Annotated in this window: 16 protein-coding genes and 2 riboswitches; of the genes, 9 read left to right on the forward strand and 7 right to left on the reverse strand. The window is 62.8% G+C overall.

All coding sequences use genetic code 11. The features are described 5' to 3' along the window. Positions 1-16 precede the first annotated feature (16 nt). Genes BLR63_RS09270 through cobW form a run of 3 tightly spaced genes read right to left on the reverse strand, consistent with a single transcriptional unit; the run spans position 17 to position 5,841 of the window. Entirely contained in the window at positions 17-1,015 is a 999-nt protein-coding gene (locus BLR63_RS09270) for an ATP-binding protein (RefSeq protein WP_010564745.1), read from the reverse strand. Beyond that, on the reverse strand, positions 1,015-4,776 hold the full coding sequence (gene cobN, locus BLR63_RS09275; protein ID WP_010564746.1) for a cobaltochelatase subunit CobN: 3,762 nt from the start codon (positions 4,774-4,776) through the stop codon (positions 1,015-1,017). The genes BLR63_RS09270 and cobN overlap by 1 nt, the downstream gene beginning before the upstream one ends. 3 nt (positions 4,777-4,779) lie before the next feature. After that, positions 4,780-5,841, reverse strand: a complete 1,062-nt coding sequence (gene cobW, locus BLR63_RS09280) for a cobalamin biosynthesis protein CobW (protein WP_010564747.1) — start codon at positions 5,839-5,841, stop codon at positions 4,780-4,782. 93 nt (positions 5,842-5,934) lie between these two features. Beyond that, a riboswitch (cobalamin riboswitch) is annotated at positions 5,935-6,134 on the reverse strand. Positions 6,135-6,175: 41 nt separating this feature from the next. Then, a riboswitch (cobalamin riboswitch) is annotated at positions 6,176-6,386 on the forward strand. Positions 6,387-6,483: 97 nt separating this feature from the next. On the opposite strand from cobW, the gene BLR63_RS09285 reads away from it, so the two are divergent. The 4 genes from BLR63_RS09285 to cobM all read left to right on the forward strand — a co-directional run bounded on the left by BLR63_RS09285 (position 6,484) and on the right by cobM (position 8,592). Continuing rightward, a complete protein-coding gene (locus BLR63_RS09285; RefSeq protein ID WP_010564748.1) occupies positions 6,484-6,672 on the forward strand; it encodes a CbtB domain-containing protein in 189 nt (62 codons plus the stop codon). A gap of 11 nt (positions 6,673-6,683) precedes the next feature. After that, positions 6,684-7,388, forward strand: coding sequence for a CbtA family protein (locus BLR63_RS09290; protein WP_010564749.1), 705 nt, complete (start codon positions 6,684-6,686; stop codon positions 7,386-7,388). Beyond that, entirely contained in the window at positions 7,385-7,777 is a 393-nt protein-coding gene (locus BLR63_RS09295; RefSeq protein ID WP_010564750.1) for a cobalamin biosynthesis protein, read from the forward strand. Before BLR63_RS09290 ends, BLR63_RS09295 begins: the two co-directional genes overlap by 4 nt. 68 nt (positions 7,778-7,845) lie before the next feature. Beyond that, positions 7,846-8,592, forward strand: a complete 747-nt coding sequence (gene cobM, locus BLR63_RS09300) for a precorrin-4 C(11)-methyltransferase (RefSeq protein ID WP_010564751.1) — start codon at positions 7,846-7,848, stop codon at positions 8,590-8,592. A gap of 245 nt (positions 8,593-8,837) precedes the next feature. On the opposite strand, the gene nfuA is transcribed toward cobM, so the two are convergent. Then, entirely contained in the window at positions 8,838-9,422 is a 585-nt protein-coding gene (nfuA, locus tag BLR63_RS09305) for a Fe-S biogenesis protein NfuA (RefSeq protein WP_003190728.1), read from the reverse strand. A 94-nt stretch (positions 9,423-9,516) separates the two neighbouring features. Continuing rightward, on the reverse strand, positions 9,517-11,811 hold the full coding sequence (locus BLR63_RS09310) for a fatty acid cis/trans isomerase (RefSeq protein ID WP_010564752.1): 2,295 nt from the start codon (positions 11,809-11,811) through the stop codon (positions 9,517-9,519). 164 nt (positions 11,812-11,975) lie between these two features. Here BLR63_RS09310 and metH point away from each other — a divergent pair, with 164 nt between their 5' ends. Next, positions 11,976-15,686, forward strand: a complete 3,711-nt coding sequence (gene metH / locus BLR63_RS09315) for a methionine synthase (protein WP_010564753.1) — start codon at positions 11,976-11,978, stop codon at positions 15,684-15,686. Between the two features lie 712 nt (positions 15,687-16,398). After that, positions 16,399-16,614 carry a DUF2970 domain-containing protein gene (locus BLR63_RS09320; RefSeq protein WP_010564754.1) on the forward strand — a complete coding sequence of 72 codons (216 nt, stop codon included), beginning with the start codon at positions 16,399-16,401 and terminating at the stop codon, positions 16,612-16,614. Here BLR63_RS09320 and BLR63_RS09325 read toward each other — a convergent pair. Then, on the reverse strand, positions 16,611-17,678 hold the full coding sequence (locus BLR63_RS09325; protein ID WP_042946780.1) for an ABC transporter substrate-binding protein: 1,068 nt from the start codon (positions 17,676-17,678) through the stop codon (positions 16,611-16,613). The genes BLR63_RS09320 and BLR63_RS09325 overlap by 4 nt on opposite strands. A 422-nt stretch (positions 17,679-18,100) precedes the next feature. Between BLR63_RS09325 and BLR63_RS09330 the strand changes: the two genes are divergently transcribed. Together BLR63_RS09330 and BLR63_RS09335 are read left to right on the forward strand one after the other, a co-directional pair. After that, on the forward strand, positions 18,101-19,759 hold the full coding sequence (locus BLR63_RS09330; RefSeq protein ID WP_010564757.1) for a nitrite/sulfite reductase: 1,659 nt from the start codon (positions 18,101-18,103) through the stop codon (positions 19,757-19,759). Beyond that, positions 19,743-20,240 (forward strand): DUF934 domain-containing protein, encoded by a 498-nt coding sequence (locus tag BLR63_RS09335; RefSeq protein WP_010564758.1) that lies wholly within the window; start codon positions 19,743-19,745, stop codon positions 20,238-20,240. The genes BLR63_RS09330 and BLR63_RS09335 overlap by 17 nt, the downstream gene beginning before the upstream one ends. A gap of 98 nt (positions 20,241-20,338) precedes the next feature. Here BLR63_RS09335 and BLR63_RS09340 read toward each other — a convergent pair whose 3' ends face one another. Then, the gene (locus tag BLR63_RS09340) at positions 20,339-20,746 is read right to left on the reverse strand and encodes a MerR family transcriptional regulator (protein ID WP_010564759.1); all 408 of its coding nucleotides are present in this window, start codon (positions 20,744-20,746) and stop codon (positions 20,339-20,341) included. Between the two features lie 71 nt (positions 20,747-20,817). Here BLR63_RS09340 and BLR63_RS09345 point away from each other — a divergent pair, with 71 nt between their 5' ends. Continuing rightward, positions 20,818-22,050: an NADH:flavin oxidoreductase/NADH oxidase family protein gene (locus BLR63_RS09345; protein ID WP_010564760.1), complete on the forward strand. Its 1,233-nt coding sequence runs from the start codon at positions 20,818-20,820 to the stop codon at positions 22,048-22,050. Positions 22,051-22,110: the final 60 nt, after the last annotated feature.

The raw sequence follows: 22,110 nt of genomic DNA on the forward strand, positions 1-22,110 counted from the left end.
GGTCGAGGGCGGATGCCTAGGGCTTTTTTGGCCAGCTCGGCACGTCTCGGCGCGCGCCGGTGGGCAGGCTCGGCGCGGGCATGTCGCCCCATTGGCCCTGGCCCGGCGAGGTGTCCGACGGCTTGGGCGGCTGGCCCTGGCTGGGCGGGTTGGCGGGCGGGGAATGTTCCTGGCGACGATGGCGCAAGGCAAACTCCGCCACGGCCTCGATATCTTCCTCGGCAATCGCCGACGCCCCGCGCCACGCCGCATGGGCTCGGGCGCCGCGCAGCCAGACCAGGTCGGCACGCAAGCCATCGACGCCGGCGGCAAAACAGCGCTCGCTGATCTGCGCCAAAGCCTGATCATCCAGCGCAATGCTGTCCAGCCGTGCCCGCGCCTGGGTGCAGCGCTCGCGCAAGGCCGCCTGCGGTTCGGCCCACTGTGCGCAGAACGCCGTCGGATCGCTGTCGAAATCCAGGCGGCGGCGGATGATCTGCCCGCGCTCGGCCGGCAAGGTCTGCCCGCTCAACGCCACATTGAAGCCAAACCGGTCCAGCAACTGCGGGCGCAACTCGCCCTCCTCCGGGTTCATCGTGCCGATCAGCACAAAGCGCGCCGAATGCCGGTGGGAGATGCCGTCGCGCTCGATCAGATTGGTGCCACTGGCAGCCACGTCCAGCAACAGGTCGACCAGGTGATCGGCCAGCAAGTTGACTTCATCGACATACAACACGCCGCCGTCGGCCTTGGCCAACACGCCCGGGGAAAACTGCGCGCGGCCTTCGCCCAGCGCCGCGTCCAGGTCCAGGGTGCCCACCAGACGTTCTTCGGTGGCACCCAACGGCAAGGTGACAAACTGCCCGCTGGCCAACAGGTCCGCGAGGCCACGTGCCAGGGTGGACTTGGCCATGCCGCGCGGGCCCTCGATCAGCACGCCGCCGATCCGCGGGTCGATGGCGGTCAGGCACAACGCCAGCTTCAGGTCGTCGGCGCCGACCACGGCGGACAGCGGGAAATGGGGAATATCAGTCATCAGCTGTCTTCTTCTATATCCAGCAACAGGTTTTCCAACGCTTCGCGGTACGCGCCCGGCGCTTGCCACAGGCCGCGCTGCTGGGCTTCGAGCAGGCGTTCGGTCATGTCACGCAACGCAGCAGGGTTGTGCTGTTGCACAAAGGCGCGGGTGTCGGGGTCCAGCAGGTAGGCGTCAGCGAGCAATGCGTATTGGTGATCGTCGATCAATGCCGTGGTCGCGTCGAAGGCGAACAGGTTGTCCACCGTCGCGGCCATCTCGAACGCGCCTTTATAGCCGTGGCGTTTCACCCCGTCGATCCACTTGGGGTTGGCGGCGCGGGAACGGATCACCCGGTTCAGCTCTTCCTTCAAGGTACGGATCTTCGGCAGGTCCGGCTGACTGTGGTCGCCATGGTAGCTGGCGGCCTTGGCGCCGCTCAGGGTTTCCACGGCGGCGAGCATGCCGCCCTGGAACTGGTAATAGTCATTCGAGTCGAGCAGGTCGTGCTCGCGGTTGTCCTGGTTCTGCAACACCGCCTGCACCTGGCTCAAACGCTGGGCGAATTGATCGCGAGCGGCGGTGCCTTCATCCGCACCGCCATAGGCATAGCCGCCCCAATTCAGGTAGACCTCGGCCAAGTCCTCACGGCTTTGCCACAGGCGCCCGTCGATCGCGCCCTGCACGCCTGCGCCATAGGCCCCGGGCTTGGCCCCGAAAATGCGCCAGCCGGCCTGCTTCGCCGCCACCTCGGCATCCAGGCCGGACGCAAGCAGCGCCTCACGTTCGCTGCGCACCTTGGCCGCCAGCGGGTTCATCTCGTCGGGCTCATCCAGCGCCGCCACCGCCTGCACCGCCGCATCGAACAGGCGGATCAGGTTGGCGAAGGCATCGCGGAAGAACCCGGATACCCGTAGCGTGACATCGACGCGCGGGCGGTCCAGCACACTGATCGGCAGGATCTCAAAGTCGTCCACCCGCTGGCTGCCGGTAGCCCATACCGGGCGCACGCCCATCAGCGCCATGGCCTGGGCGATATCGTCGCCGCCGGTGCGCATGGTGGCGGTGCCCCACACCGACAGGCCGAGCTGACGCAGGTGATCGCCATGGTCCTGCAAATGCCGTTCAAGGATCAGGTTGGCGGACTGGAAGCCGATGCGCCAGGCCGTGGTGGTCGGCAGGTTGCGCACATCGACGGTGAAGAAATTGCGCCCGGTCGGCAGCACATCCAGGCGCCCGCGACTCGGCGCACCGCTCGGCCCCGCCGGCACGAAGCGACCGTTCAAGGCATCGAGCAAGCCGCGCATTTCTGCCGGGCCGCAGGCATCCAGGCGCGGCGCGACGACGATACGCAGGCTCTCGATGACCGCCTTCACCTCGTGCCAGCCTGGCTCTTGGAGCTGTTCGAGCGGACCTTCCAATGCCTGCTCGATCAACCGCGCGGCATACAATTCGAGGCGCTCGCGGGTATCGCCGGCGGTGCGCCACAGCTGCTCATCGATCTTCTGCAACACCATGGGACGAAGCCCGGTCCAGGGCTCGGCCAGGGCGCAATCGAGCGGGTCAAAGCCCAGCTCGAAGGCCTTGGCCAACACACGCAGCAGACTCGACTGCGGACCACGCCCATCGCCACGGGGAATTCGCAACAACGACAGCAAGGTGTCGATGCGCAAACGGCCCAGGGGGGACTCGCCAAAGATATGCAAGCCGTCGCGGATCTGCGATTCCTTCAAGTCACACAGGTAGGTGTCCAGGCGCGGCAACCAGACGGTGGCGTCCGCGTCGCTGTCCAGCTCAAGCTCCTGGTCGATACGGGTTTCGCGCACCAGCTTGAGGATGTCTTTCTGCAACTCCAGGGCACGACGCGGATCGAGTAACTGCGCTTCGTAATACTCGTCCGCCAGCAACTCCAGATCGCGTAACGGCCCGTAGGTTTCGGCGCGGGTCAGTGGCGGCATCAAGTGATCGATGATCACCGCCTGGGTGCGGCGCTTGGCCTGGGCACCCTCGCCCGGGTCGTTGACGATAAACGGGTAGATATTCGGCAGCGGTCCCAGCAGCGCATCCGGCCAGCAGTGCTGCGACAGCCCCACGCCCTTGCCCGGCAACCATTCCAGATTGCCGTGCTTGCCCACGTGAATCAGGGCATGGGCGCCATAGGTGTGGCGCAGCCAGAAGTAGAACGCCAGGTAGCCGTGGGGTGGTACCAGGTCCGGGTCGTGGTACACCGCGCTGGCGTCCACCTGATAACCCCGCGCCGGCTGGATGCCGACAAAGGTCAGGCCCAGGCGCAGGCCGGCGATCATCAGGCGCCCGTCACGGCACATCGGATCTTGATCGGGCGTACCCCAACGCGCCAGCACGGCCTGGCGATTGGCTTCGGGCAAACGCTGGAACATCGCCTCGTACTCGTCCAGGCCGAGGCTTTGGTGACAGGGGCGCAGGTCGAGGCTGTCGAGGTCATTGGTGACGCCACCGAGCAGCTCGTGGATCAGTGCAGTGCCGCTCGCGGGCAGGTGCTCGGGCAGCGGATACCCTTCGGCTCGCAGCGCCCGCAGGATATTCAGCGCCGCGGCGGGTGTATCCAGGCCCACACCGTTGCCGATGCGGCCATCGCGGGTCGGGTAGTTGGCGAGGATCAGGGCGATGCGCTTTTGCGCATTCGGCACCCGTGCCAGCTCGACCCAGCGGCGCGCCAGCTCGGCAACAAAGTCCATGCGCTCCGGCGCGGCGCGGTAGCACACCACATCCGACTGGCTGCGCTCGCTGCGCCAGGCCAGGTCCTTGAAGCTGATGGGCCGACTGATGATGCGCCCGTCCAGTTCCGGCAAGGCGATGTGCATCGCCAGATCGCGAGGGCCGAGGCCTTGCTCGCTGGCTTCCCAGCCGGGCTGGTTGTCCTGGGCGCAGATCGCCTGGATCACCGGGATGTTGCGGCGAAACGGTCGCAGATGCGGCGTTTCGGGGCTGGATTGAGCAAACCCGGTGGTGTTCAGAATCACCGCCGCCCCGACCTCATCCAGCGCGTCTTCGACCATCGCCAGGCAGCCGGGCTCTTTCAGACTGGCCACCGCCATCGGCAAGGGATTGAGACCCGCCGCCTGCAAGCGCTGGCAAAACACGTCGATAAAACCGGTATTGGCCGCCTGCAAATGGGAGCGGTAGAACAGCACGGCCGCGACGGGCCAATCGGCGTTCCAATCCATCTGCCAGTCGGTAAGGCGTGCATCGGCTTTGTGCGGGTGATAAATCGCGGTGCGCGGCAGGGTCTGGGGCTCGCGCCAGGCATAGTCGCGGCCCAGGTAAGCGCTGGCCAGGCAGCGGTAGAAATCCAGCGCATTGCCCAGGCCACCCTGGCGCAGGAAGTGCCACAGGCGGTCGCGCTCCGGCGCGCCAACGGTGCTCAGGCCGCTGAGTTCCGGATCGGGGCGATCGTCCCCCGGCACCAGGATCAGTTGCACGCCGCGCTCGGCCAACGCCACCAGGCGCTCGATGCCGTAGCGCCAATAGCCGATGCCGCCGTGCAGCGAAAGCAGGATGACCTTGGCATGGCGCAGCACTTCATCGACGTACAGGTCGACCGAAGCGTGGTTCTGCACCTGCATCGGGTTAGCCAGGCGAAAGCTGGGGTAATCCTGCGGCAACTGCTGGGCCGCTTCGGCCAGCAGCGCCAGGCTGGAATCGCCGCTGCACAGGATCACCAGCTCGGCCGGGGTTTGTCCAAGGTCGGCGATGTTGTCGTCGGAAACGAAACCACCGGGCTGGGTCCTGAGCAGGTGCATGGGTCAGGCGCTGAGGGCGGCGCGCAATTGCGCTTCGAGGCCCGCCGCATTCAGCTCCTGGCCGATCAGCACCAGGCGCGTGGTGCGCGCTTCATCGGCGGCCCAGGCACGGTCGAAGTGTTTGTCGAAGCGGGTGCCCACGCCCTGGATCAGCAGGCGCATCGATTTGTTCGGGATCGCGGCGAAGCCTTTGACGCGCAGGATGCCGTGTTGAACCACCAGTTGGGTCAGGGCATCGAGCAGCAGGGCTTCGTCGGACTGCGGCAGGTCGATGGAGATGGAATCAAAGGCGTCGTGGTCGTGGTCGTCTTCACCTTCGTGGTGATGATCGTGATGGCTGTGGCGGCCGTCGATATGTTCTTCGGAACCAGCGCCCAGGCCGATCAACACGTCCAGCGGCACACGACCGCTGCTGGCTTCAATGATCTTGACCGCCGGCGGCAACTCTTCGGCGACTTCCAGGCGCACGCGGGCCAGGTCTTCGGGGTGGATCAGGTCGCACTTGTTGAGGATCACCAGGTCGGCGCTGGCCAGTTGGTCGGCGAACAGCTCGTGCAGCGGCGATTCGTGGTCCAGGTTCGGGTCGAGCTTGCGCTGGGCGTCGACCTGGTCCGGGAAAGCCGCGAAGGTGCCGGCGGCCACGGCCGGGCTGTCGACCACGGTGATCACGGCGTCAACCGTGCAGGCGCTGCGGATTTCCGGCCACTGGAAGGCCTGGACCAAGGGTTTTGGCAGGGCCAGGCCCGAGGTTTCGATGAGGATATGGTCGAGGTCGCCGCGACGGGCCACCAATTCGCGCATCACCGGGAAGAACTCTTCCTGCACGGTGCAGCACAGGCAGCCGTTGGCCAGCTCATACACACGACCGTTGGCTTCTTCCTCGGTGCAACCGATGGAGCACTGTTTGAGGATTTCACCGTCGATGCCCAGCTCGCCGAACTCGTTGACGATCACCGCGATGCGACGGCCCTGGGCGTTGTCGAGCATATGGCGCAACAAGGTGGTTTTGCCCGAGCCGAGAAAGCCGGTGACGATGGTGACGGGGAGTTTGGCCAGTGTTTTCATCGGATGCCCTTGGGGGCGGGCATACGGGACGATAGGCCCTGCGGCGACGCGCAGCAGCGGATTTCGTCACCGGATCACCCCGCCCGGTTGAAATGGAAAATCGAGTGCGAGGCAGGTCTCCTGGCTTGGGGCTTGCGGATCTTGCGACCGGCGCTGGCTGCGCCTTCCCGCCGTATCGGCAGTGGCGTGGCAGTCAGATGAACCCTTCACAGTTGCGGGGGCAGCCGCGGCTTGAACCGCGTTCCCTTCTTAGCTTCGGCCTGGGCCGAAGAACCTCGAAGGTGCAAGGCTACAGGGGCTCGGTCAATTTGACTACCGTCGCTCTGCATGCTTTCCTACACGCCTTGTTTCGGGTGCCCTTCACAGGGTGAAACGGGAAACCGGTGCGTCATAGCGTTATGACCAGTCCGGTGCTGCCCCCGCAACGGTAAGCGAGCGAAGCGTCACAGCCACTGTGCTTTATGCATGGGAAGGCGATGCTTTTCAGGACTCGATGGATGAGCCCCCTCGCAAGCCCGGAGACCGGCCCGAAAAATTTCAGATAACAAACCCGCGGTGGGCGGGCGCTGTTTCAACCCTGCGTGCCCGGCTCGCGGGGTTTGCATGCGCTCGTGTCACCCTGACACCTGAAAGGGACGCGCCATGTCGATCATCAGCAGCACTTCGCACACCACCCACCGCACCACCACCCTCAGCCAACGCCTGACCGCCGCCATCGGCGCGTCGATCCTCGGTGCGTGCCTGGTGTACTTCGCCGGTTTCTCCCATATCGAAGCCGTGCACAACGCGGCCCACGATACCCGCCACAGCGCCGCGTTCCCCTGCCACTGAGACCTGCCGACATGATCAAGCGTATTGCGCAAACCGCAGGCTTCACCGGCCTGCTGGCCGCCCTGCTGCTGACCCTGCTGCAAAGCTTCTGGGTCGCACCGCTGATTCTGCAGGCGGAATCCTTCGAAAAAGCCCCGGCCGCGACACAAATGCCCCATGAGCATGCCGCCGGTGCCGCCGCCCACAGCCATGACACCGAAGCCTGGGAGCCGGAAGACGGCTGGCAGCGCGTGCTGTCCACCACAGGCGGCAATCTGGTGGTCGCCGTCGGGTTTGCCCTGATGCTGGCCGGTCTCTACACCCTGCGCGCACCGACCCGCACCGCCCAAGGCCTGCTGTGGGGCCTGGCCGGTTACGCGACCTTTGTGCTGGCGCCGACCCTGGGCCTGCCACCGGAGTTGCCGGGCACCGCCGCCGCCGAGCTGACGCTGCGCCAAACCTGGTGGATCGGCACCGCAGCGTCCACTGCTGTCGGTATCGCGTTGATCGTGTTCGGCCGCAGTTGGCTGCTCAAGGTGCTGGGCGTGGCGATCCTGGCCGTTCCCCACCTGATCGGCGCGCCGCAACCGCAAGTGCACTCGATGCTGGCCCCGGAGGCCCTGGAGGCGCAGTTCAAGATCGCTTCGCAGCTGACCAACGTGGCGTTCTGGCTGGCCCTGGGCCTGATCAGCGCTTGGCTGTTCCGCCGCAACCGCGACGATCAATACTCGGCATGACTCTGGTGGCCGGGCTGGGTTGCCAACGGGGTTGTGATGTTCACACCCTGCTGGCGCTGCTCGATGCCGCCCTGGCCGAAGCTGGAATCGAGCGTCGGCGCGTCACGGCGCTGGCGAGTATCGATCTCAAACAGGATGAACCAGGGCTGGTTGCACTGTCCCAGTTGCTGCAAGTGCCGTTGCAGTGTTTCAACGCCGGGCAGTTGGCGGCCTACGAAAGCCGGTTGAGCCATAAATCAGCCGTCGCTTTCGCGCATACCGGCTGCCATGGCATCGCCGAAAGCGCCGCGCTGGCCCTGGCCGAACACCTCGCCGATGCCCCCGCCCATCTGCTGGTCCCCCGCCGCAAAAACGCCCAGGCCACCGTTGCATTGGCCTGCGCCGGGTAAAATCCCGATAATTGCCGCTCACGATCATGAGCAATCTTCATGCTCACCCGGTTTGCACAGGAATTTCCATGACCGTCTACTTCATCGGCGCCGGCCCCGGCGACCCCGAACTGATCACTGTCAAAGGCCAGCGCCTGATCCGCAGTTGCCCGGTGATTATCTATGCCGGCTCGTTGGTGCCGATGGCGGTCCTGGAGGGCCATCAGGCGCAGCAGGTGGTCAACAGCGCCGAACTGCACCTGGAACAGATCATCGCGCTGATCCAGGCCGCCCACGCCAACGGCCAGGACGTGGCCCGCGTGCACTCCGGCGATCCGAGCCTGTATGGGGCGATCGGCGAGCAGATTCGTCACTTGCGCGAATTGGGCATCCCTTTTCAGATCATTCCGGGAGTGACGGCGGTAGCTGCCTGCGCAGCGCTGCTGGAAACCGAACTGACCCTGCCGGACATCGCCCAAAGCGTCATCCTGACCCGTTACGCCGATAAAACCAGCATGCCCGCCGGCGAGGACTTCGACAGCCTGGCGCGGCACGGTACGACCATGGCGATCCATCTGGGGGTCAATCATCTGGACAAGATCGTCGCCGAACTGCTGCCGCACTACGGCGCGGACTGCCCGATTGCGGTGGTGCACCGAGCGACCTGGCCGGATCAGGATTGGGCCGTGGGCACCTTGAGTGATATTGCCGAAAAGGTCGCCGCCAAGGGTTTTCGGCGTACGGCGCTGATTGTGGTGGGCCGGGTGCTGGCGAGCGATAGCTTCAGTGAGTCATCGCTGTATCGGGCGGGGCATGCACACCTCTACCGACCTTGATCTTTCACATCATAAAAACAGCACAACTTCTTGATTTAAATCACAAAATAAAACTGTAGGAGCGGGCTTGCCCGCGATCTCGGTGTACCAGACACCTGATCTGTCGCCTGAGACTCCGCTATCGCGGGCATGCCCGCTCCTACAGTTGAGCTTCAGCATTAGATAGATAACGTAAACCAATGAAATTTAAGCAAAAAAAAACGGCGCTCACGGGCGCCGTTTTTTGTTCGCAGGGAACGCCTTACTCAGTAGTAGGCATTTTCTTTCTGCGTGTGGTCAGTCACGTCGCGTACGCCCTTGAGCTCCGGAATACGCTCCAACAGGGTGCGCTCGATGCCTTCGCGCAGGGTGACGTCCGCCTGGCCGCAGCCCTGGCAACCACCGCCGAACTTCAATACGGCAATGCCGTCATCGACCACGTCAATCAAGCTGACCTGACCACCGTGGCTGGCCAGCCCTGGGTTGATCTCGGTCTGCAGGTAGTAGTTGATGCGCTCGTTGACCGGGCTGTCGGCATTGACGTTCGGCACCTTGGCGTTCGGCGCCTTGATGGTCAGTTGGCCGCCCATGCGGTCGGTGGCGTAATCCACCACGGCATCGTCAAGAAAGGCTTCGCTGAACGCATCGATATACGCGGTGAAGCTTTTCAGCCCCAGGGCGGTATCTTCCGGCTTTTCTTCGCCGGGCTTGCAGTAGGCAATGCACGTCTCGGCATACTGGGTGCCAGGCTGGGTGATGAAGACACGGATGCCGATACCTGGGGTGTTCTGCTTGGACAGCAGGTCAGCCAGGTAATCGTGGGCGGCGTCGGTAATGGTTATGGCAGTCATGGAAACTCCTCACAGGCTTGCCGGCAGTTTACGCCAAAATATTACACAGATACAAAGTCCCAGTAATTTTGTCGGAAAAGACTCACCTGGCCCGTCAGAGGTTCTCATAGCGGTTCATATCCAATACCCCTTCTTCCACCGGCGTGGTTTCACGTATGTAAGTCGAAAGATCGTGGAAGTACTGCCAGAATTGCGGGTGACTGCGACGGATACCCCAACGATCGACGATCTTCTCGAAGCGATGGGCGTCCTTGGCGTTCTCCATGGCCGCGACAAACTCGGGGACTTGCTCGGCGGGGATATTGAACATGAAGTTCGGATAGCTGCTCAGCACGCCAGGGTAGATGGTCACGGTGTCCAGCCCCGGCTGATAGCGATAAGCCTCGCCCAGCATGAACGCGACGTTACTGTGCGCGCGGTTACGCAACAGGCTGTAGAACTCGCGCTGCCCACTGCGCGTCTCGATGCGCAACATGGTCGCTTCAGGCAATTGCTCGATGACCCTGAGCCCCGCCGCAGGGCGGGACGTCAAGCGACTCAGCGCCTGTTCGGCATCGCGCAGCGCCGGGGCGATTCCCGGCCGTGAGCAATAGGCGCCGGCACAGCGGTTGATCGGGTCCGGGCTGGCATTGAGATCGCCGTAGCGGTTCAGCAACTGCTTGACGAAATCACGCTTGGGGTCGTTTTTATCCAATATCAGCCCAGTGGGCTTGTCGTCATCGATGGACTCATAGTCCATCCACAGCTTGACCTTGCCACTGTTCTGATACCAATCGTCAAGGAAGTCATCGCGAGAATTGGCCGGCATCAGACGCAGGAAGTTCAGCTCGGCACCGTTGCGGATCAGGTCGAAGTACAAGCGGGTCTGGGCCTGATGCGACACATTGCCGAACACATCAAAGTTGACCACCAGTTGGTAATAGGTGCGCTCCAGCAAGGGGTAGTCGAACAACCACAGCGTCTGCGGGATTTCACCGATCAGGCCTTTATTCACCGAGGCGCTATCGAAGTGGCGGAAGATACTCAGCAGCGCATTGTCGTTGCCCGCCCATAGCGTCGACCAACTGGGCGCCGGCAGGTTGGCATAGCTGTGTCGACGCAGTGCTTCGTACTCGTTGCGCTTGTCGCGGTATTTGAGCCACAGGCTGAGAACGCTGCCCACGTCGTCATTCTGCCCCGGCATCGCCAACAGCGGCGTGGCCTTGCCGCGATAACGGGCATCGGTGATGTACAGGTCATGATCGGGGGCCTGGAACAGGGCCCAGAAGTTGTCGCGGATCACGTCCGTGGCGATCTGCCCGCGACACACCGGCCCGCGAATGAAGGTGCGCACGAAATACTCGGCGTTATCGAGCATGAACTGGTAACGCGCCCGCGCCGGTATCGCCTCGAACGTCTCGAATGGGTTGGCGCGGCGGCCAGGGCCATAACCCGGCAAGGCGGTGGCCTGCCAGTCACCGCTGTAGAACAGCGACTTGACCCGCTCCATTTTCGCCGCACTGAGCGGGTAGATAATGTGGGTCTTGTGCACGATCACCCCTTGTATCGGCCACAGACGGTAGTACACCCGCGTGCCCGGGTCGTCGTTGGCGCGACGGGTATTGATCAGGTCGATCGGCTGGCCGCTGGGAGTGCGGGAACGTACCCACTGGAAAAAATGCCCCGGCTCACCGCCTTCGAAATAGATGTGTGCAATGAACAGGTGTTCGAACAGCCAGCGGGCTACCAGGCTTTCGCGGGCGCCGGGAGTATTGAGCAGGTTTTCCCATTGCAACACTTGTGCAGCTTCCTGGGCGCTCGGCGCCAGGCCTTGCTGGTCAATCGGCGCACCGGCAGCCAGCCAGCGTTGCAGGGTCTGGTATTGCTGGTCGCTCAAGCCGGTCACGGCCAGTGGCATGCCTTCGTTGGGGTGCATGTCGGCGTAGGTGTCGAACTCCTCTGGCAGCGGGCACATGTTCTCGCGGTTCAGGCCCAGCACGATGTCGTCGGGCAGCTTGCCATTGGGCTTCAGGGGCGTGCGACGATGGCCCAGCTCGAGCATGCGCGCCATCAACGCCGCCTGGCTGCCCTGGGCATCGAGTACCGAGGTAAAACCTTCGCGCTGCCAGGCAGTTTTGCCGAAGGCGTCATAGAACAGCCGGGTCGGTTTGCTCGCCTGGCTGCGGTCACCATCGTAGACCAGCGCCTTGGTCGCCCCCCGTGCCGCGCCCTCGCCGCTGCCCAGGTTCAACTGGCAGGCCGAGTCGTAGCAGGCATGGCAGGCCACGCACTTCTCGGTGAAGATCGGTTGGATATCACGGGTGTAGGAAATAGCCGGAGCGCGATCCTGAGCCTGTGCGGTAGTGCCAATCAGCAAAAGTACAAGGCTGATGATGATGCGATTCGGCATGTGCCTGGTCCCGAAATGAAGCCAAATTTTAAAAACGCGGCGATTCTACCGATCTGCCGCCCACGCCAACATGAGCGATATTCATGCAAAAGCCTGGCATGCTGCAAATCCACACAGGTTTGCTATGATCCACGCCCTCCGTAATGCCTGAACAGAGTAGTCCCATGTCCGATCGTAGCGCTCGTCTGCAAGCCCTTCACCAAGCCCTCAAGGAACGTATCCTGATCCTCGATGGTGGCATGGGCACTATGATCCAAAGCTATAAGCTGGAGGAACAAGACTATCGTGGCAAACGCTTCGCCGACTGGCCAAGCGACGTCAAGGGCAACAACGACCTGTTGCTGCTCAGCCGCCCGGATGTGATCGCCTCCATCGAGAAAGCCTACCTGGACGCCGGCGCCGACATCCTCGAGACCAACACCTTCAACGCCACTCGTGTGTCCCAGGCCGACTACGGCATGGAAGCGCTCACCTATGAGTTGAACGTGGAAGGCGCCCGCGTCGCCCGTAAGGTCGCCGACGCCAAGACCCTCGAGACTCCGGACAAGCCGCGCTTCGTCGCCGGCGTGCTCGGCCCGACCAGCCGCACCTGCTCGCTGTCGCCCGACGTGAACAACCCTGGCTACCGCAACGTGACCTTCGATGAACTGGTGGAGAACTACACCGAGGCCACCAAAGGCCTGATCGAAGGCGGTGCGGACATGATCCTCATCGAAACCATCTTCGACACCCTCAATGCCAAGGCCGCGATCTTTGCCGTGCAGGGCGTGTTCGAAGAACAGGGCTTCGAACTGCCGATCATGATCTCCGGCACCATCACCGACGCCTCCGGCCGCACGCTGTCGGGCCAGACCACCGAAGCGTTCTGGAACTCCGTCAGCCACGCCAAGCCGATTTCCGTGGGCCTGAACTGCGCTCTGGGCGCCAGCGAGCTGCGTCCGTACCTGGAAGAGTTGTCGAACAAGGCCAACACCTATGTGTCGGCGCACCCCAACGCCGGCCTGCCCAACGAATTCGGCGAGTACGACGAACTGCCGGCGCAAACCGCCAGGGTCATCGAAGAATTCGCCCAGAGCGGCTTCCTGAACATTGTCGGCGGTTGCTGCGGCACCACGCCGGGGCATATCGAAGCCATCGCCAAGGCCGTGGCCGGTTATGCGCCGCGCCAGATCCCGGACATTCCCAAGGCCTGCCGCCTGTCAGGCCTGGAGCCGTTCACCATCGATCGCCAGTCGTTGTTCGTCAACGTCGGCGAACGCACCAACATCACCGGCTCCGCGCGCTTCGCCCGACTGATCCGTGAAGACAACTACACCGAAGCCCTGGAAGTGGCCCTGCAGCAGGTGGAAGCCGGCGCCCAGGTGATCGACATCAACATGGACGAAGGCATGCTCGATTCGAAGAAGGCCATGGTGACCTTCCTCAATCTGATTGCCGGCGAACCGGACATCTCCCGCGTACCGATCATGATCGACTCCTCCAAGTGGGAAGTCATCGAAGCCGGCCTCAAGTGCATCCAGGGCAAGGGCATCGTCAACTCCATCAGCATGAAGGAAGGCGTCGAGCAGTTCATCCATCACGCCAAACTGTGCAAACGCTATGGCGCCGCCGTGGTGGTGATGGCCTTCGACGAAGACGGCCAGGCCGACACCGAAGCGCGCAAGAAAGAAATCTGCAAACGCTCCTACGACATCCTGGTCAATGAAGTCGGCTTCCCGCCGGAAGACATCATCTTCGACCCGAACATCTTCGCGGTCGCCACCGGTATCGAAGAGCACAACAACTATGCCGTCGATTTCATCAACGCCTGCGCCTATATCCGCGACGAGCTGCCGTATGCGCTGACGTCCGGCGGCGTTTCCAACGTGTCGTTCTCGTTCCGCGGCAACAACCCGGTGCGCGAGGCGATCCACTCGGTGTTCCTGCTGCATGCGATCCGCAACGGCCTGACCATGGGTATCGTCAACGCCGGCCAGCTGGAGATCTACGACCAGATCCCGGCCGAGCTGCGCGACGCGGTGGAAGACGTGGTGCTCAACCGCACCCCGGACGGCACCGACGCCCTCCTCGCCATTGCCGACAAATACAAGGGCGATGGCAGCATCAAGGAAGCCGAGACCGAAGAATGGCGCGGCTGGCCGGTCAACAAACGCCTGGAGCATGCGCTGGTCAAGGGCATCACCACCCACATCGTCGAAGACACCGAAGAGTCCCGCCAGTCGTTCGCGCGCCCGATCGAAGTGATCGAAGGCCCGTTGATGTCCGGCATGAACATCGTCGGCGACCTGTTCGGCGCCGGCAAAATGTTCCTGCCCCAAGTGGTGAAGTCCGCCCGCGTGATGAAGCAGGCCGTGGCCCACTTGATCCCGTTCATCGAGCTGGAAAAAGGCGACAAGCCGGAAGCCAAGGGCAAGATCCTGATGGCCACGGTCAAGGGCGATGTGCATGACATCGGCAAGAACATCGTTGGCGTGGTGCTCGGCTGCAACGGCTATGACATCGTCGACCTGGGCGTGATGGTGCCGGCGGAGAAGATCCTGCAGGTGGCCAAGGAGCAGAAGTGCGACATCATCGGCCTGTCCGGCCTGATCACCCCATCCCTGGACGAGATGGTCCACGTCGCCCGTGAGATGCAGCGCCAGGACTTCCACCTGCCGCTGATGATCGGCGGCGCGACCACCTCCAAGGCCCACACGGCGGTGAAGATCGAGCCCAAGTACAGCAACGATGCGGTGATCTACGTCACCGACGCCTCCCGCGCCGTGGGTGTGGCCACGCAGTTGCTGTCCAAGGAGCTGAAAGCCGGTTTCGTCGAGAAGACCCGCCTGGAATACATCGAAGTCCGCGAGCGCACCGCCAACCGCAGCGCGCGCACCGAGCGCCTGAGCTACCCGGCGGCGATCGCCAAGAAGCCGCAGTTCGACTGGAGCACCTACACGCCGGTCAAACCGACCTTCACCGGCGCCAAGGTGCTGGACAATATCGACCTCAACGTCCTGGCCGAGTACATCGACTGGACGCCGTTCTTTGTGTCCTGGGACCTGGCCGGCAAGTTCCCGCGCATCCTCACCGATGAAGTGGTCGGTGAAGCCGCCACCGCGCTGTACGCCGATGCCCGGGAAATGCTCAAGAAACTGATCGACGAAAAACTCATCAGCGCCCGCGCGGTGTTCGGTTTCTGGCCCGCCAATCAGGTGAACGACGACGACCTGGAAGTCTATGGTGACGACGGCAAACCGTTGACGACCCTGCATCACCTGCGCCAGCAGATCATCAAGACCGATGGCAAGCCGAACTTCTCCCTGGCCGACTTCGTCGCTCCCAAGGCCAGCGGCGTGACCGACTATGTGGGAGGATTTATCACCACCGCCGGCATCGGTGCCGAGGAAGTGGCCAAGGCCTACCAGGACGCGGGCGACGACTACAACTCGATCATGGTCAAGGCCCTGGCCGACCGCCTGGCCGAAGCCTGCGCCGAGTGGCTGCACCAGCAAGTGCGCAAAGACTACTGGGGCTACGCCAAGGACGAGCAACTGGACAACGACGCGCTGATCAAGGAGCAATACAGCGGCATCCGCCCTGCCCCCGGCTACCCGGCCTGCCCGGATCACACCGAGAAGGCCCAACTGTTCCAACTGCTCGACCCCGAGGCCCGCGAGATGCACGCCGGCCGCAGCGGTGTGTTCCTTACCGAGCACTACGCGATGTTCCCGGCGGCGGCGGTCAGCGGCTGGTACTTCGCCCACCCGCAGGCGCAGTACTTCGCCGTGGGCAAGGTCGACAAGGACCAGGTCGCCAGCTACACCGCGCGCAAAGGCCAGGACCTGGCCGTGACCGAACGCTGGCTGGCGCCCAACCTGGGTTACGACAACTGATTCTGCGCCAACTCGGTGGTGGAGAGCCGCAGTGCCAGTTGCTGGCTTTCGGCCGTGTGCTCCAGGCCCATGGCGGTCATTGCCGCCGCATGGGCGCCGTCGAATGCCGGGAACTATAGGTCCTGCCATCGATTTCGTATTGACCCAAGGCATTGGGCGACCGGACAGGATCAAGCTGGATATCGCTGCGATAAGGCTCGATATCCGCTTGCCACAAGCGCGCCTGACCGTTGGGCAATTTGACCGGCACCAACCTGTCGGCCCATGTGGACGCCTGGAGCCTGGGTGCAACAACGCCCCCGCCGGCGCGATTGCGCTGGTCTCCTGCAAGGACACCTCATCGAACTCCGTGCCGAACCGTTCCTGCATGGCCTGTTCAAGCAGCGGCTGCGCGAATTCGGTAATACCCTGCAAGCCTTTGAGACTCTGCGCCAGCGCATGACTGGCGGCCACGCTGGCAGCGACGCAGCCGATCGGTGCAGTCAGTCGGGAACACGGCGCTGGATGAAGGCCGTATGCAGGCCAATGGCGCGCCGAGCGCCGCTCGTTGCGGGTAACTCAGTCATGGCGTCGCTCCTTGAAAAAAGAGCGACAGAACATCATGGGGAGCAGGATCGACGGCGGTAACTACCTATGCCGCCTGCAGACGGCGAGACCTTGACTATCCTCTGGGTATCCATCCATCGATTCACGCCTGCTCAGGGAGGGTTCCATGGAAGAACCAGACAACAAGCCGCCAACGTTCTGGCAGATGCTCCACAGCGTCATGGCCGCCGCCTTTGGCGTACAAAGCGGCAAGAATCGCGCCCGCGACTTCACCCACGGCAAGCCCAGCCACTTTGTGGTGCTGGGCATTCTGTTCACCGCGGTATTCGCATTGACCTTGTTCGGCATCGTCAAGCTGGTGCTGCACCTGGCCGGCGTCTAGTGCAGCAGCAAGCGCATGCTGAAGGGGTAACGATAGGACTCAGGCTTGCCCAGGGCCGACAGTGCGCGGAAATTTACCGTCGGCATGGGCCCCAGCAAGCGACGCGCCTGGGCGGCATCGATCAGTTGAAATAGCGCCTCCTGGCGGTCGCGCCCGCCATGAGCGCCGATGTCCACGCCATTGGCATCATCGTGGATCAGCACCATCGCCCATCCGCCCACGGTGAAGTGCCCGGCGACCAGGGACGACAACCGCCCGTCCAGGCGCGCCTGCAAGATCTCCGGAGAGCTGTTGATCGCACTGAACAACGCGTCCTTGCCGGGCACACGCCCGCTGTCCTGAAACGCCTGCATGGCACCCAACGCCATCTGATCGTTGGCCGACCACACCAGCGCCGTCTGCGGATAACGCTTGAACAGCTGCGTCGCTTGCTCGAAAGCGCGCTCGCGGCTCCACTCCCCATAGACCACCTGACGCAGGCGCACCTCGGGGTGTTCCGCCAACGCCCGGTGCATGCCCTGCTCTCGCAACAGGGCAACGGGAGTGGTCTTGATGCCGGAAAATGCCAACAGGTCAAGGGATTCACCGGGCGCAACACGACCATGCTGGCGCAACATGTCCTTGAGCATCAAGTAGCCAGCCTGCTCGTCGTCGGCGACCAGGCTGCCGATCAGATCGATGCCCGTGCGGGAGCCCAACAATTGCATCTGGTCGGCGGTCAGCGCGTTGTTCACCACCAATAATTTGACGCCACTGCCCTGGGCAATGCGCAGAATCTGCGGGGCGACATACTGCTCATTGACCAGCACCAGATAATCCGGCCGCTCGCGGCCTTGCAGTTCCTCTCGGGCTTGGACCAATGTGGTGTGGGAATCGCGCTCGGCATAACGCACGCGCAAATCCAGGCCGAGGTCCTTGGCCGCGGCCTGCATGAATTGCGAGTAGCTGACCCAGTAGGTTTCATTCGATAGGCCGGGATTGAGAAACACCACCGACGTCGCATGAGCCATCACCCCATACGTCGATCCCAGCAAACACACACACGTGATCAAAACCTTCAACATCGTTGCTTGAGCCTTGAAAAGAGGCAGCCATCATAGTGGCAATGCGGCAGTGAATCGAGGCTCAATCCACATCGTTTACTGGTGACTGACCCAAAATACGGCTGTTCCCACCACCAGGATGATCAGGAACAGAATGGCCCAGGCGTCCACGCTACTGTCGGGTTTACGGGCTTTCGTCGAGTTGCTCATTGCATCGCCTCTTGTCGGTTTTATAGGTGATTGCACTCAAACACGATCACAGTAAAGTTGAGAATTGCCCGCATGACAAATGTGGGTAAGCCGATAATCGATCTCATTAGTCGATTTGGTTCTTTGCATATACTCAAACATCACTTTTGCGCATAAACGCAAACTGGTATCGTGCGCCGGCTCCGTTGGGAGTGCGCGGCCGTGCGCGCAGATTTGCCGAGAACAGGACCTATATGTACGTATACGACGAATACGATCAGCGCATCATCGAGGACCGCGTCAAGCAGTTCCGTGATCAGACCCGACGCTACCTAGCAGGTGAACTGAGCGAAGAAGAGTTCCGCCCTCTGCGCCTGCAAAATGGCCTTTATGTCCAGCGCTTTGCGCCGATGCTGCGGGTGGCCGTGCCTTATGGCCAGCTGACTTCGCGCCAGACGCGCATGATGGCCAAGATTGCCCGCGACTACGACAAAGGCTATGCCCACATCAGTACCCGCCAGAACGTGCAGTTCAACTGGCCGGCCCTGGAAGATGTGCCGGACATCCTGGCTGAACTGGCGACCGTGCAGATGCACGCCATTCAGACCAGCGGTAACTGCCTGCGCAACGTGACCACCGACCAATTCGCCGGCGTGGCCGCCGACGAGCTGATCGACCCACGCCCCTGGTGCGAAATCGTCCGCCAGTGGACCACCTTCCACCCCGAATTCGCCTACCTGCCGCGCAAGTTCAAGATCGCCATCAATGGCTCGACCTCGGACCGTGCCGCGATCGAAGTGCACGATATCGGCCTGGAGCCGGTGTACAACGCGGCCGGCGAGCTGGGTTTCCGTGTCCTGGTGGGTGGCGGCCTGGGCCGTACCCCGGTGGTCGGGGCCTTTATCAATGAGTTCCTGCCGTGGCAGGACCTGCTGAGCTACCTCGATGCCATCCTGCGGGTCTACAACCGCTATGGTCGTCGCGACAACAAGTACAAGGCCCGGATCAAGATCCTGGTCAAAGCGCTGACTCCCGAGGTGTTCGCCCAGAAGGTCGACGCCGAGATGGAACACCTGCGCGGCGGCCAGACCACCCTGACCGAAGCCGAAGTCCACCGCGTGGCCAAGCACTTCGTCGACCCGCAGTACAAGGCCCTGAGCAATCAGGACGCCGAACTCGCCGCGCTCGACCAGCAGCACCCAGGCTTCGCCCGCTGGCGCACGCGCAACACCCTGGCGCACAAAAAGCCGGGCTATGTCGCCGTGACCCTGTCGCTCAAGCCTACCGGTGTCGCCCCCGGCGATATCACCGACAAGCAGCTGGACGCCGTGGCCGACCTGGCCGAGCGCTACAGCTTCGGCCAACTGCGCACCTCCCACGAGCAGAACATCATCCTCGCGGACGTTGAACAGAGCCAACTGTTCACCCTGTGGGGCGAACTGCGCGAAGGTGGTTTCGCCACGCCGAACATCGGCCTGTTGACCGACATCATCTGCTGCCCGGGCGGCGACTTCTGCTCCCTGGCCAACGCCAAGTCGATCCCGATCGCCGAATCGATCCAGCGCCGTTTCGACGACCTGGACTACCTGTTCGACATCGGCGAGCTGGACCTGAACATTTCCGGTTGCATGAACGCCTGTGGTCACCACCACGTCGGCCACATCGGCATCCTGGGCGTGGACAAGAAAGGCGAAGAATTCTATCAAGTGTCCCTGGGTGGCAGCGCCAGCCGCGATGCGAGCCTGGGCAAGATCCTCGGCCCGTCCTTCGCCCAGGAAGCCATGCCCGAGGTGATCGGCAAACTGATCGATGTGTACATCGAACAGCGCACCGAAGATGAGCGTTTCATCGACACCTACCAGCGCATCGGCATTGACCTGTTCAAGGAGCGCGTCTATGCAGCGAATTATTAAGAACAACGAAGTCGTCGACGAAACCTGGCACCTGTTGCCCAAGGACGCGACCTTCGACGGTATCTCCAACTGTGACGACCTGATCGTGCCGCTGGCCCTGTGGCGCGAGCATGGTCATGCGCTCAAGGCCCGCGATGGCGGCTTGGGCGTGTGGCTGGACGCCGATGAAGAAGCCGAAGAGATTGGCGACGATGTGCAGCACTTCCAGGTCATCGCCCTGAACTTTCCGGCCTTCACCGACGGTCGCAACTACTCCAATGCGCGCTTGCTGCGTGACCGCTACGGTTACAAAGGCGAACTGCGGGCGATTGGCGATGTGCTGCGCGACCAACTGTTCTACCTGCACCGTTGCGGCTTCGATGCCTTCGCCTTGCGCGCCGACAAAGACCCCTACGAAGCGCTGCAAAGCCTCAAGGACTTCTCGGTAACGTACCAGGCGGCAACGGATGAACCGCTGCCGCTGTTCCGTCGCCGCCAATAACCCGTAGGAGCGGGCTTGCCCGCGAAGAACGTCAACGATGACGCGGGCATCCTCAATGATGCGCGGCGCTCTCAGGTTCTTCGCGAGCAAGCTCGCTCCTACCGTTTTGGTGCCTGGATTACCCCTAACACCTGCTTCTGCCCCATGACGCACGGCACGCCTTCCGGCTGCGCCCGCACGGCTTCGATCACCCCGAGCAACTGCGCCTTGCTGTGGGCCAATTGAGCCTGCATGCCTTCGATCTGCGCCACCTTGCGCTCCAGCGCCTCGATCAACTCGTCACGCTTGTGCTCCCCTGGAGCCGGCATCAACGCCTTGAGTTCCTGCAAGGTGAACCCGGCCTGTTGTGCGCTCTGGATCAATTGCAGTGCCTGCAAGGCCTCCGGCGCATAGCGCCGATAGCCATTGGCCTGCCTCCCCACCTGACTGATCAACCCTTCGGCTTCATAAAACCGAATACGCGACGCCGCCAGCCCACTCTGTTTTGCCAGCTCACCAATATTCATCGCCACGCCCTGCTTGACATTAAAGTTAACTTTAAGCTTAGCCTGAGGCCTCCCCCGCTCAGGAGTCAACCATGTCACCCTTCGAACCCCTGCAACTGCCCAACGGCCAGATTCTTTCCAACCGCATCGCCAAGGCCGCGATGGAAGAGAATATGGCGGATGCCCAACAAGCGCCGTCCCGCGAATTGAAGCGGCTGTACAAGGCCTGGGCGGACGGAGAGCCCGGCCTGCTGCTCAGCGGCAACGTGATGATCGACCGCCGCGCCATGACCGGCCCCGGCGGCGTCGCCCTGGAAGACGAGCAGCAGCTCGACAGCTTTCGCGAATGGGCCGATGTGGCGCGGGACAAGGGCGTGCAGTTTTGGCTGCAACTGAGTCATCCGGGGCGCCAGACCCCAGCCAACCTGCGCCAGCAGGCCTTGGCGCCTTCTGCGGTGGCCCTCGACCTGGGTGGCTTTTCAAAGATGTTCGCCAAGCCCAAGGCAATGACCGAGGACGACATCCAAGATGTGATCAAGCGCTTCGCCACCAGTGCGCGCCTGGCCGAAAAAGCCGGGTTCACCGGGGTGCAAATCCATGGAGCCCATGGTTACTTGCTCAGCCAGTTCCTCTCCCCGCTCAGCAACCAGCGCACCGACCGTTGGGGCGGCTCGCTGGAGAATCGCGCGCGCCTACTGCTGGAAGTGATCAACGCCGTGCGCGCCAGCGTCAGTCCATCCTTTTGCGTGGCGGTAAAGCTCAACTCGGCGGACTTCCAGCGCGGCGGCTTTGAAGAGGCCGATGCGCGCGCCGTGATCGAAATGCTCAACCCCTTGCCGATCGACCTGCTGGAATTGTCCGGTGGCAGCTACGAAGCGCCAGCCATGCAGGGCGACGCGCGGGATGGCCGCACCCTGGCCCGTGAAGCGTACTTCCTCGAATTTGCCGGCGAAGTGGCCGCCATCGCCAACATGCCGGTGATGGTCACCGGTGGCATACGTCGCCTGCCGGTCGTGCAGCAGGTACTCGACAGCGGCATCGCCATGGCCGGTATCGCCACCGCCCTGACCCTGGAGCCGCAACTGATCAAACACTGGCGCGAAGGCCGCGATCTCAACCCACAGCTCAAGTCGATCAACTGGCAGCGCAAACCCCTGGCCGCCCTCGCCACCCTGGCCGTGGTGCGTGACCAGATGCGCCGCCTGAGCCGTGGCCAGCGGCCCAATCTCAAGGTCGCCCCTTGCATGGCGCTGGTGCGCGACCAATGGTTTATCGCTCGGCGCACCCGGCAATACCGCACAACCATGACGCAATCTTCACATTAAAGGCGGAGCATTCGCCGCGATCGAACTGTCCCCTATTGATCAGCAGTTTTTAACCTCACT

Source organism: Pseudomonas extremaustralis, assembly GCF_900102035.1.
GTDB lineage: Bacteria > Pseudomonadota > Gammaproteobacteria > Pseudomonadales > Pseudomonadaceae > Aquipseudomonas > Aquipseudomonas extremaustralis.

Bases quoted from the DNA above. Each gene is read 5' to 3' on its own strand.
- BLR63_RS09270 (WP_010564745.1), bottom strand. From the start codon at position 1,015: ATGACTGATATTCCCCATTTCCCGCTGTCCGCCGTGGTCGGCGCCGAC.
- cobN (WP_010564746.1), bottom strand. From the start codon at position 4,776: ATGCACCTGCTCAGGACCCAGCCCGGTGGTTTCGTTTCCGACGACAAC.
- cobW (WP_010564747.1), bottom strand. From the start codon at position 5,841: ATGAAAACACTGGCCAAACTCCCCGTCACCATCGTCACCGGCTTTCTC.
- BLR63_RS09285 (WP_010564748.1), top strand. From the start codon at position 6,484: ATGTCGATCATCAGCAGCACTTCGCACACCACCCACCGCACCACCACC.
- BLR63_RS09290 (WP_010564749.1), top strand. From the start codon at position 6,684: ATGATCAAGCGTATTGCGCAAACCGCAGGCTTCACCGGCCTGCTGGCC.
- BLR63_RS09295 (WP_010564750.1), top strand. From the start codon at position 7,385: ATGACTCTGGTGGCCGGGCTGGGTTGCCAACGGGGTTGTGATGTTCAC.
- cobM (WP_010564751.1), top strand. From the start codon at position 7,846: ATGACCGTCTACTTCATCGGCGCCGGCCCCGGCGACCCCGAACTGATC.
- nfuA (WP_003190728.1), bottom strand. From the start codon at position 9,422: ATGACTGCCATAACCATTACCGACGCCGCCCACGATTACCTGGCTGAC.
- BLR63_RS09310 (WP_010564752.1), bottom strand. From the start codon at position 11,811: ATGCCGAATCGCATCATCATCAGCCTTGTACTTTTGCTGATTGGCACT.
- metH (WP_010564753.1), top strand. From the start codon at position 11,976: ATGTCCGATCGTAGCGCTCGTCTGCAAGCCCTTCACCAAGCCCTCAAG.
- BLR63_RS09320 (WP_010564754.1), top strand. From the start codon at position 16,399: ATGGAAGAACCAGACAACAAGCCGCCAACGTTCTGGCAGATGCTCCAC.
- BLR63_RS09325 (WP_042946780.1), bottom strand. From the start codon at position 17,678: ATGTTGAAGGTTTTGATCACGTGTGTGTGTTTGCTGGGATCGACGTAT.
- BLR63_RS09330 (WP_010564757.1), top strand. From the start codon at position 18,101: ATGTACGTATACGACGAATACGATCAGCGCATCATCGAGGACCGCGTC.
- BLR63_RS09335 (WP_010564758.1), top strand. From the start codon at position 19,743: ATGCAGCGAATTATTAAGAACAACGAAGTCGTCGACGAAACCTGGCAC.
- BLR63_RS09340 (WP_010564759.1), bottom strand. From the start codon at position 20,746: ATGAATATTGGTGAGCTGGCAAAACAGAGTGGGCTGGCGGCGTCGCGT.
- BLR63_RS09345 (WP_010564760.1), top strand. From the start codon at position 20,818: ATGTCACCCTTCGAACCCCTGCAACTGCCCAACGGCCAGATTCTTTCC.